This window comes from Sphaerisporangium cinnabarinum (genome assembly GCF_055567015.1).
The window spans coordinates 431336-442694 of record NZ_JBVHRG010000001.1 but is presented as its reverse complement, the minus strand read 5'-3'; the positions used below and the strand labels follow the sequence as shown (position 1 = coordinate 442694).

Annotated in this window: 6 protein-coding genes and 1 tRNA gene; 1 reads left to right on the top strand and 6 read right to left on the bottom strand. The window is 74.1% G+C overall.

Translation table 11 applies throughout. The features are described 5' to 3' along the window. Positions 1-53: 53 nt before the first annotated feature. From ACZ4MO_RS01950 to ACZ4MO_RS01940, 3 genes are all read right to left on the bottom strand, one after another. Positions 54-1124, bottom strand: a complete 1071-nt coding sequence (locus tag ACZ4MO_RS01950; RefSeq protein WP_175007481.1) for a hypothetical protein — start codon at positions 1122-1124, stop codon at positions 54-56. A 65-nt stretch (positions 1125-1189) separates the two neighbouring features. Next, a complete protein-coding gene (dcd, locus tag ACZ4MO_RS01945) occupies positions 1190-1765 on the bottom strand; it encodes a dCTP deaminase (RefSeq protein ID WP_074805252.1) in 576 nt (191 codons plus the stop codon). Positions 1766-1930: 165 nt separating this feature from the next. Beyond that, complete coding sequence (locus tag ACZ4MO_RS01940) at positions 1931-2503, bottom strand: NINE protein (protein WP_175007480.1); 573 nt, start codon at positions 2501-2503, stop codon at positions 1931-1933. A gap of 154 nt (positions 2504-2657) precedes the next feature. Between ACZ4MO_RS01940 and ACZ4MO_RS01935 the strand changes: the two genes are divergently transcribed. Next, a tRNA-Gly gene (locus ACZ4MO_RS01935) sits at positions 2658-2728 on the top strand. Positions 2729-3079: 351 nt separating this feature from the next. On the opposite strand, the gene ACZ4MO_RS01930 is transcribed toward ACZ4MO_RS01935, so the two are convergent. From ACZ4MO_RS01930 to ACZ4MO_RS01920, 3 genes are all read right to left on the bottom strand, one after another. Then, entirely contained in the window at positions 3080-4360 is a 1281-nt protein-coding gene (locus ACZ4MO_RS01930) for an AGE family epimerase/isomerase (protein ID WP_175007479.1), read from the bottom strand. A 148-nt stretch (positions 4361-4508) separates the two neighbouring features. Next, positions 4509-9944, bottom strand: a complete 5436-nt coding sequence (locus ACZ4MO_RS01925; RefSeq protein ID WP_175007478.1) for a GH92 family glycosyl hydrolase — start codon at positions 9942-9944, stop codon at positions 4509-4511. Positions 9945-10230: 286 nt separating this feature from the next. Next, positions 10231-11358, bottom strand: a complete 1128-nt coding sequence (locus ACZ4MO_RS01920; RefSeq protein ID WP_198285591.1) for a LacI family DNA-binding transcriptional regulator — start codon at positions 11356-11358, stop codon at positions 10231-10233. Between the last annotated feature and the right edge of the window lies 1 nt (position 11359).

The following is an 11359-nucleotide window of genomic DNA, read 5'->3' as shown; positions in this document are numbered from 1 at the left end:
CAGCCGTGCGGGGCGCCCGCAGCCCCGTCCGTGACCGATTCCTCAGTCGGCCGTCACAGATCCTCGGGGTCCACGAGGAACTCGGCCTCGTCCGCGATCTCCCCGCCGACCGCCTGGTGCAGCGTCCGCGTGACCTGCGTGACCACCTCCGCGGCGCGCTTGCGCGCGATCTGGTGGTCGAGCGACGGCTGCTCCCGCTGCGACTCGGCGAGGTCCTGCGGCTCCCAGCGCACGCGGTAGCTCACCGCGCCGTCCACCGTCCACGGCAGCCCGCGCAGCAGGAGGGGCAGCGCCTCCTCGCCGCCGACCTCGACCGCGACGAGACCGTCCATGCCCAGGTCGACGAGGAGGCCGTACCCGTCGAGCACCGCGCCCGTCGTCAGCGCCTTGATGTCGACGTCGTCCGCCGCGGCGTGCAGCGCGCGCCGCAGCTCCGGGTCCATCTTCTCGCCCGGGTAGAGCGGCAGCTCGGTGATGCCCTTCGGCGGCCCCTCGTACGGCTTGCCCTCCGTCGCGAGCCGCGTCCGGGGGTTCAGCCGACCGACGAGCGCGAGCGCGGCGTGCGGGTCGAGCCACACGTCCGAGTACAGGGTCATGTCGACGGCGACGCCCGGGTCCGGGGCGAGGACGACGCCCGGCCCGGCCGGGTTGCCGACGTCGGTCCGGAGCGAGCCGCCGAGACGCCGCGCCGCCGCGACGAGGAACGCGACCACGCGCTCCTCCTCCCGGACCGGCAGGCCGCCGGGGAACGCGCGCCCGACGCCGTCCCGGTCCCCGCCGCCCGGGTAGGGGACGTCCCCGCGCTCGCGGGGGCAGACGACGTCGAACACGAGCGCGGTGCCCGGCACGCCGGAGCCGGGGCCCGCGTACGGCCCGGTGAGCGTCGTGTGGCGCGACGTGCGCAGCACGCCCGGCTCTCCGGGCCGCGCGGTGCGCGCGGGCGGCACGAGGGGCTCGGTGCCCTCCGGAGCGACGTCCCACCGCGCACCCGCGAACCGCGAGAGCGCGAGCGTCTCGACCTCGTCCACGAGGACGTCGGCGGGCAGCCCCAGCACGTGCCGCGCCTGGTACGACTGCGCGGCGCCGGGCCCGGCGGGGTGCGGCAGGGGCGGGAGCGGGCTCATGCGGTGCGGTCCTCCTGGCCTCGGGTCCTGCGGGGTCGGGCGGCGTCCGACGCGGCGGGCCGCGCTCAGACGTCGGTGCGGTGGAAGCTCTGCCACGAGCGGGAGGCCGTCGGGCCGCGCTGGCCCTGGTAGCGGGAGCCGTAGACGCTCGACCCGTACGGGTTCTCCGTGGGCGAGGACAGCCGGAAGAAGCACAGCTGGCCGATCTTCATGCCCGGCCACAGCGTGATGGGCAGCGTCGCGACGTTGCTCAGCTCGAGCGTCACGTGGCCGGAGAAGCCCGGGTCGATGAACCCGGCGGTGGAGTGCGTGAGGAGACCGAGGCGACCCAGGCTCGACTTGCCCTCGAGGCGCGCCGCCACGTCGTCGGGCAGCGTGACCGTCTCGAACGTGGACCCGAGGACGAACTCCCCCGGGTGCAGCACGAAGGGCTCCGCCGGGTCGACCTCGACGAGGCGCGTGAGGTCGGGCTGGTCCTGCGACGGGTCGATGAACGGGTACTTGTGGTTGTCGAACAGCCGGAAGAACCGGTCGAGGCGCACGTCGACGCTCGACGGCTGGAGCATCGCCGGGTCGTACGGCTCGAGCTGGACGCGGCCGGCGTCGAGCTCGGCCCGGATGTCGCGGTCGGAGAGCAGCACGGGCCCACGCTAGCCGACGCCGGAGCGTGCCCGGACCGGGCGCCGCACCGTGGATCGGCACCGTGGACCAGCGCCGTGGACCGGCGGGCGGCAGGTGCCGTCGGGCCGGGGTCCGCGGGCCGCCTCGTCGTCGAGACGGCGCGGACCCCGCCCGCCGTCGGGAGGTCAGGCGCGCAGCGGGCGGCCCGTCGAGTCCACGGAGTAGTAGCCCGTCTTCGAGGTCAGGTAGAGGATGCCCTCCACGAGGCCCCAGATCGCGATGACCGGCGCCGCGAACCCGAAGGAGAGCACCGACACGAGCAGCATCGTCAGGCCGATGCCGGTGTACCCGAGGTAGAAGCGGTGGATGCCGAGGCTCCCGACGAGGATGCCCAGCAGGCCCGCCGCGAGGCGCGACTTCGCCTGGGGGTCGTACGCCGGGTCGTAGCCGGGCTGGCCGTACGCCCCGGGCTGGCCGTAGGCGCCGGGCTGCGCGTAGCCCGGCTGCTGGCCGTAGCCCTGCTGGGCGTAGCCCTGCTGCGGGGCGGAGCCGTAGCCCTGGTCGGGCGTCGGCTGTCCGTAGCCCGGGGCACCCGGCGTCCCGTACGCCTGCTGGCCGTACGCGTCACCGGCCCCGGGCTGCTGGCCGTAGCCGGGCGTCGGGTCCGACGGCGCGGCGGAGCCCCCGGAGACCGGGTCGCCGGGGGCGGGCGTCCCCTGCGACGGGTCGGGCTGCTGCTGGTACGGGTTCTCGGACAAGGCGGCTCCTCGGGCGGCGCGCCGCTCGTCGGCGCGGGAGTGGTCGTGGTGCGGGCGGTTCTGGCATCACCGGCGTCGTCCGCTATGATCGGGTCGCGCGCTGGTTCGCCGAGGATCCTCCCAGAGGGCCCGGGGCGAACGCTACCGGCGCCGCGCGGGTGTAGTTCAATGGTAGAACTTCAGCTTCCCAAGCTGATAGCGCGGGTTCGATTCCCGTCACCCGCTCAGCCTTCGAGAGAGCCCCGCACCGGACCGGTGCGGGGCTCTCTCGTCATGACCAGGCGGCAAGCAGGTCGTCGGCCGTCCACCCGGGACAGGCGCGGGTCGTCGTCGGCACCGGCCGGGCAGACCGCGACGAGCGGGGTCGCGGCACCGACCCCGGGACCGGTCGAGCATGCTCGGAGGGATCGAGCCGTCGAGTGCCCGAGGATTCCCGCTCCTGAGATCCCCTCCGATCGAACCCCCCACCAAGAAAACCAAACTCGATGGGGGTGTCGTCGCCGAGCCCGAGGTCGCGCGCCACGGCGACGGTGACGTGGCGCGCGACCCCGGGTTCGGCGGTCGGTGGCCCGGGCGTCAGCCCAGGATGCTGCCGGCGGCCTTGGCCGAGGCGGCGAGGGAGCCGGTGAGCGGCAGGTCGGGCAGGATCACGGCCTGGGCCGCGTGGTAGACGTCGGGCTTGCCGACCCACGTGACGCCGTCGGGCCGGTTGGCGGTGTCGAGCTCGTGGTGCCACGACCCGCGCTCGTGGTCGACGAGGTGCTCGTCGATCCACGCCCACCAGCCCGCGGCGGCCTCGGCGAACCGGGGGTCGCCCGTGACGCGGCCCAGCACGTCGGCGGCCGCGACGGCCTCCGCGGCGACCCAGTGGTAGCGCCGGGGCTCGACCGGCGTGCCCGACCAGTCGACCGTGTACACGAAGCCGCCGCCGTGCTCGCCGTCCCAGCCGTCCGCGACGGCCCGGTCGAACAGGGCAACTGCGGCGTCGGTGCGCGCGCCGGGCGTGCCGGCCGCGACGTCGACCTGGAGCAGCAGGCGCGCCCACTCCAGGCCGTGGCCCGGCGTCGACCCGTACGGCTTGAACGGGTCCCGGGGCCGGTCCGCGTTGTAGTCCGGCCGGGGGTTCCAGTCCGCGTCGAAGTGCTCGGGGATGCGCCAGTCGTTCTCGCGCGCCCACCCCACGACGCGGTCCGCGACCGACGCCGCGCGCGCGAGCCACTCGGGGTCGCCCGTCGCGTCGTGCGCGGCGAGGAGCGCCTCGACGGAGTGCATGTTCGCGTTGACGCCGCGGTACGCGTCGAGCACGGTCCAGTCGCGCGACCACTCGTCGGCGTGCATGCGCGGCCCGGGCTCCCAGAACCGCTCGTCGAGCACGGCGAGCGCCGCGTCGAGCAGCTCGCGCGCACCCTCCCGGCCCGCGATCGTGCCCGACGCGGCAGCGAGCACCACGAACGCGTGCGCGTACGCGCTCTTCGTCCCGTCGACCGGGACGGCCTCGCCCGCCGCCGGGTCGTGGCCGTCACCGGGGCGTCGCGCGGGGCCGCGCGACGAGACCCAGCCGCCGTTCTCGGCGTCGACGAGCACCGCCCGCAGCCCGTGCAGCGCGGCGTCGGCCCGCTCCCCCGCCCCCGGCACGCCGAGGAGCGACGCGAACGCGTACACGTGCGCCATGCGCGACGTGATCCACGTGTGCACCGGCTGCGACAGGTCGGGGCGCCCGTCGTCGTCGAGCCACTGCGCGGCGCCGTCCGCACGCAGCGACGCCTCGCCGAAGCGCAGCAGGTCGGCGAGCTGCTCGCGACGCCAGCTCCGCAGGTCGGTCGCTGGCGTGGGCTGCTCGGTCGGGTGCTCGGTCATCTCTCGGTCCTTCTCGTGCTGGGTGCGGGGCGCCGCCGGGCGCGGTGCCCGTACGGCGCGGTGCCCCGGGACGATCATCCCGGGGCACCGCCGGTGGTGCATGCCTACCTCACCCCGGTCGGACGCGGGGCGGGGCGGGCTCAGGGGTTCAGCCGCAGGTCACGGCGGCGTAGTCGGCCTGGATCGACGCCGTCACCTCCTCGTCGCCGGTGCCGCGCGTCGCCTCGACGGTGACGGTGCCGGCCTCGACCGCCGTGGCCCGCGTCGCGAACGACTGGTAGGCGTTGGCGCCCGGCGCGACGGCCGCGACCTCCTTGGTGCCGAACGGCGTGACGAGCCGGATCGCGAGCGGCACGTCCTCGCCGTTCTCGGCCCGGACCGCGACGTACGCCTTGCCGGCGAGGCAGCGCGTGCTCACCGTGACGTCGACGGCGAGCGTCGGCTGGCCCTCGGTCACGGTCACGGGGACCTCGACCACCCGGCTGGTCCAGCCGTCGTCGACCACGACGTACGCGGTGTACGTCCCGGCCGCCGTGTAGGCGTGCGCGCCGGTCACCGCGCCGTCGGCCACCGTGCCGGCCGCGACGTCGGACCCGTCGCCCCACGTGACGGCCGCCCGGAGGTCGGCGCCCTCGCGGCCGCCGGCCACCTGGGCCAGCGCCACGTCCGTGGTCTGCCCGACGGCGAGCGTCACGCCCTCCGCGGCCGTGACCTCGAGCGCGGGGTGCTCGGCGAACGTGCCGTCGTGCGCGACCGCGACCACGTGGATGCGGCCGTCGCGCGAGAGCTCGCCCGGCTGGTCCGGGAGCGTGATGCTCACGGGCCGCTTGCCCTCGGGCAGGGTGATCGGCGCCGTCGCGAAGAACGCGGCGGGGGTGCCGGTCTGCGGGCTGCCGCCGCGGAGGCGGTTGTCCGTCACCGCGACGGGGATGTTGCCGAACACGGGGTTGCGGGCCGCGCCCGACCAGTCGCCGAGGCTCAGGTCGATCGGCTGGGTCGAGCCGTCGTCGAAGGTCAGCGTGCCGGTGGCCTGCTGGTTCTTCTCCGTGCCCGTGCCGATCACGGAGAGCTGCTCCGCGTCGGCCGGGACGTCGAGCTCGACGGTCTGCCCGTCGCCGGTCGCGTTGTCCGGCTGCCCGGCGGGGACCGCCGGGACGTCGAACGCGAGGTCCGTGCCCGGCACCGTCGCGCGCTCGCCCTGGACGAAGCCCTTCGCCGCGAGCTGCGCCCGGTCGAAGAACACGCCCTGGCCGTCGCACGAGCCGACCGTCGTCCCGGCGTCGCCGATGCAGACGTTGTCGTACGCGGCGAGCAGCGAGCCCTCCCGCAGGAGCGAGACGCTGACGTACGAGGAGGCCGAGACGGGCTCGATCCCCTCGCCCGAGACCGTGACGGTCACCGGGTAGACGCCGGGTGCGGCCCACGTGTGCGCGGCGTCCACCGCGTACCCGCCGAACGCGCCCGCCCGCAGCGACCCGGCGACCGGCTCGGAGCCGTCGCCGAACGCGACCTTGACGTCGAGCGCCGCGACGTCGCCCTCGACCCCGGTGAGGGTCGCGAACGAGCCCGAGACCTCGCGGCCCGTGACCGCGTCGCGGTCCGGCGCGGCCGAGAGGGTGAGCTCCTCGGCCCCGGACTCCTTCGGGTCGGCGAGGAGCTCGACCTCGGCGAGCGACAGCGCACCGGAACCCGACGTCGACGTGACCGTCACCCGGTACCGCGCGAACGCCGTCGGCTCGGCGACCGTGAACGGCCGCGTCTGCAGGGCCCAGCGGAACTGCTCGCCGGACCGCTCGTCGAGCGTCGTCCACGTCTCACCGTCGTCGGAGCCCTCGAGGGTCCACGCGGACGGCGACGCCGTCCCGCTCGCCCCGGAGGTCAGCGTGTACGACCCGACGGTCGGGCGGATGCCGTTGCCCGCCCACGTGATCGACGGCGTCGAGGTGGCGAACGTCGTGCGCGTGCCGGACGTGTTGTCCGTCAGCGCCGCGGCGCTCGTGGTCGCGTCCCCGTCGGCGACGGTCGTCGTGCCGAGGCCCGCCGTCGTCGCGTCCTGCACCGGCGTCGGGGGCTCGTCGCCCTCGGTGAGCGACGGCGGGGCGTCGTCCTCGCCCGTGCCCCAGTCCGACGGCTCCGGACCCATGACGAAGTCCAGCGTCGCGCCGCCCGAGAGGTCGGCCTGCGAGAGCGACGTCGAGGTGCGTGCCTCGCCGTCCACCGCGAGGGACTGCACGTAGACGTTGTCGACCGAGTTGTTCTCGGCGTTGACGACGAGGTCGCCGTCCGGCAGGTGCACGGTCGCCTTGTCGAACAGCGGCGAACCGACCGCGTACTGGTCCGAGCCGACCTGGAGCGGGTAGAAGCCGAGCGAGGCGAAGATCCACCACGACGACATCTCGCCGTTGTCCTCGTCGCCCGGGTAGCCCTGGCCGATCTCGCTGCCCACGAACAGGCGGCGGGTGACCTCGCGGACCTTCTCCTGGGCCTTCGACGGCGCGCCCGCGGCGTCGTAGAGCCACGGGATGTGGTGCGACACCTGGTTGCTCATGCCCCACTGGCCCATGCGGACGTCGCGCGCCTCACGCTGCTCGTGGATGCCGCCGTTGCCGGCGCCCTTCTCCGGCGTGGAGAAGAACTCGTCGAGCTTGTCCTCGAGGCCCTGCTTGCCGCCGTAGAGGTTGGCCAGGCCCTGGCCGTCCTGCGGGGCGTGGAACGCGAAGTTCCAGCCGTTCGTCTCGGTGTACCCGCCGCCCCAGGCCTCCGGGTTATACGTCTCCGGGTCGACGGCCCACGAGCCGTCCTCGTGCCGCGGCACGAAGAAGTCGACCTCGGGGTCGAACAGCTCGACGTAGTGCGTGGCCCGCTCGAGGAAGTACGCGGACTCCTCCCGCAGCGTGTCGCGGCGCTCGTCCGGCGTCGCCGGGTCCTCCGCGAGGGCGGCGGCCATGTTGCCGATGCCGAAGTCGTTTACCAGGCCCTCCAGACCCCACGACACGGACTCGTGCGTGGACTCCGGCGTGAACCCGAGGAACGGCGACGTCTGCAGGCCCTTGCGGCCCACGGCGTTGCTCGGCGGCGCGACGGTCGCGTTGCGCAGCGCGGCGTCGTACGCCTCGAGCGCCGTGCCCGTCGGGAGCGAGCCCTTGAGGTACGCGTCGGCGAACGCCACGTCGGACGACGTGCCCGTCATGAGGTCGGCGTAGCCGGGCGAGGACCAGCGCGCGATCCAGCCGCCGTCACGGTACTGCTGGACGAACCCGTCGACCAGCTCGGCCGCGAGCTCCGGGTAGAGGAGCGAGTACGCCGGCCAGGCCGTGCGGTACGTGTCCCAGAACCCGTTGTTCACGTAGATCTTGCCGTCGACGACCTTCGCGTTCGTCGTCGTGTCGGTCGCGGAGCCCGTGGTCGCGGAGACCGGGCTCGCGTACCGGTACACCGGCTCCTCGGCCGTGCCCGTGTTCTCGAACTGCGAGTTCGGGTACAGGTTGAGGCGGTAGAGGTTGGAGTACAGCGTGACGAGCTGGTCCTCGCTCGCGCCCTCGACCTCGATGACGCCCAGCCGGTCGTTCCACGCCTGCGCGGCCGCGGCCTTGACCTCCGTGAAGGTCTTGCCGGTCACCTCCAGGTCGAGGTTCTTGCGCGCCTGGTCGAGGCTGATGAACGACGTCGCGACGCGCAGCTCGACCGTCTTGTCGGACGACGTGTCGAACGTCGCGAAGCGCGCGTCCGCACGGTTGCCCGCCGCCGTCCCGACCGCCGTCGGACTACGGTCGAAGGTGCCGGCGACGAACATCCGCGTGCGGCCCACGGAGAGGCCCGACCCGTTCTCGACCCAGCCGGACACCGTGCCCGTGGCCTGGTCGAGCGTGAGCCTGGACGAGCCGTCCACCTTGTCCACGAGCACGTGCCCGGCGCTCCCCGGGTAGGAGAAGCGCAGGACCGCGCCGTGGTCGGTGGGAGTCGCCTCGATCGCGGAGCCGTTGGTGAACGTGACCCCGTAGTAGTCGGGCCGCGCCGTCTCGTCGGCGTGGTCGAACTCGAGGCCGCGCGTCGAGAGCGTGGCGTTCGGCGTCCCGGAGACCGTGGACGGCAGGAACGTCAGCTGGTTGCGGTCGCCCATCCACGGGCTGGGCTCGTGCGAGATCCCGAAGCCCTGGAGGACGGGCTTGTTGTTGGCGTTGTTGGCCTTGTGGTACTCGTACAGCCAGCTCTGCGACGACGCGTTGGTGTAGGGCACCCAGAAGTTGAACCCGTTGGGCGTCGCCGTCGCCGGGATGTTGTTCCCGCGCGAGAAGCTGCCGGACGCGAGCGTGCCGCGGCGCGTGTCGACGTAGTTGGCGAGGCTCGACCCGTCGATCGTCGCCGGCTCCGCCGTGATCGCCACGTCGTCGAGCCAGCCCGCGAACTTCGTCCCGGCGTGGCCGCCCGGGTTGTCGTACCCGAGGAGCACCTGGTCCACGGTCTTGCCCGCGGCGACGTCGCCGAGGTCCACCCGCACCGAGTTCCACTGGTCGGCGTAGAGGATCTTGCCCTCGCCCTGCGCCTGCGCGGTCGCGACCGTCTCGTGCGCGTCGCGCGCGCCGAGGTCGGACAGGTAGGTCCCGTCGGTGAACAGCACGTCCACCGCCGCGTAGGTCGACGGGTACTGGAGGTCGTCGAGCAGCTCGGGGAAGATCGTGTAGCTCAGACGCGTGTCCTCGCCGACGACGACGTCCACGTCGTCGTAGAGCACGTTCGTCGCGTAGGTCTCGCCGTCCGCGAGGTGCGAGCCGTCGTACCGCAGCGAGTGCAGGCCGGAGAACCCGACGCCCGCCTTGTTCGTGAAGCTCACGCGCGGGCCCGTGCCGACCTTGGTGTTCATGGGCGCCGCGGAGGGGCCGGCGCTCAGGTCGCCCGAGAGGTCCCACCCGGCGAGCTGGACGATGGAGTCGCCCGAGTTCGCCGTGACGTTGAGACGCAGGTACGTGTACGCCGCGGTCGGCGCCTCGAGCTCGAACGTGCGCGTCTGCTGCCGGCTCGGGAAGTCCTCGTCGGTCCGCTGGTCGAGCGGGGTCCACGTCGTGCCGTCGTTCGATCCCTCGACCGTCCAGGTCTTCGGGTCGCGACCGGCGGCGTCGTCGCCCGAGGTCATCGTGTACGCCACGAACGAGACGGGCTCGGTGAACTCGTACCGGACCCAGCCGGTCGACGCGAACGCGAGCCACTTGGTGCCCGAGCTGCCGTCGGCCAGGTTCGCCGCGCCCTCGTTGGGCAGGTTCTGCGCGCTCGCGGTGACGCCCTTCAGCTGCCCGAGGACGCTCCCGGGCAGGCCGGCCGTGAACGAGCCGACGTTCGCCTGCCAGGGCGCGCCGTCGCGCTCCGCCACGGTGGTGGGCAGCGCGGCCGGGTCGCCGGACTCGAACGAGGACGAGAAGTCACCGGGCTCGGCGGCCGCGGCGGGCGCGGCAGCGAGGGCTCCCGCGGGGGCCGCGAGAGGCACCCCGAGCGGGACGGCGAGTGCGGCGGCGAGCACGAGGCCGAGGGGCCGGGCGCGGCCGCTGCCGGACCGCGCGACCGCGCGTCCGGGCGGGAGTGGTCTGGTCATGCCGCGATCTCCTTCGATCGTCTGACAGCGCTGTCAGGCTGCAGGGGTGCCCCTGACAACGCGCAGGGGGGAAGCGTTGTCAGGGGCGACCTGAACCTATGCGTCGGTTCCGGGCTTTGTCAACGCGGCCAGAGGCCCCGCCGGGAGGCACGGACGAGAGGCCCCCTTGGCGCGAAAGTCACGCTCAGCGTGGCTCTCGCGCCATCCGCTCGACCGCCGAGCACGTCGCACGGTGTCGGCACGACCGTGCTCGGACCGACGCTGAGCACGAGCACCGCGGCCACGCTCAGACCGCAGGGCCGGGGACCTCTCCCGTGCCCCGGACGACGAGCTCCGTCGGCACCACGACCAGCCGCGGGGCGAGCTCCGGGTTCTCGGCGCGCGACACCGCGAGCGCCGCCGCCTGCCGGCCCATCTCGACGACGTCGTACCCGACGACCGTCACGTGCAGCAGGTCAGCGAGCTCGAAGTCGTCGAAGCCGACGAGCGCGACGTCCGCCGCGTCGCCCGACGACGCCCGGTCGCGCAGCGCGTGGAGCGCGCCGACCGTGATCTTGTTGTTCGCCGTCACGAGCGCCGTCGGCGGCTCCGGCAGGGCGAGGAGCTCCGCGACGAACACGCGCGCGAGGTCGGCGTCGTGCGCGCCGTCGCGCACGTACCGCGCCGGGTCCTCGACGCCCGCGGCCCGCAACGTCGCGACGAACTCGTCGCGACGCTCCTGGAACGTCCACAGGCGCGACACGTCGCCGACGAGCGCGATCCGGCGGTGCCCGTGCGCGAGGAGGTGCGTCACGGCGTCGCGCACTCCCCCGCGGTTGTCGATGACGACCGTGTCCGCCTCGACGCCGCGCGCGGGCCGGTCGATGAACACGACCGGCAGGCCGTCGTCGAGCTCGCGACGCAGGGCCGAGTGGTCGGTGGACGTCGGGGTGACGACGAGCGCGCCGACGCGGCGCTCGACGAGCGCCTCGGTGAGGGAGCGCTCGCGCTCCGGCTCCTCGTCGGAGCTCGTGGTGATGAGCTGGAGGCCGTGGTGGCGGAGCTCGCGCTCGATGCCGCTGGCCAGCGCGGAGTAGAACGGGTTGGCGAGGTCGCCGGTGACGAAGCCGACGAGCCGCGACGAGCCGCCGCGCGCGAGGTCCGCCGCGACGGCGTTGCGCCGGAAGCCGAGCCGCTGCGCGGCCTCCTGCACCTTGGCGCGCGTCTGCGGCGCGACGTTCGGCTCGTCGTTGAGGACGCGCGACGCCGTCTTGAGGCTCACGCCGGCGGCCTCCGCGACGGAGGCGAGCGTCGGGCGCCGGCCTCCACGTCCGCCGTGCGGACGCGTCACGGCCGCCTCCGTCGGCGTGTCGGGCACCATGACCCCGACCTCGCCCGGCGGGACCGTCCCCGCGCTCTCCCCCTGCATCACCATC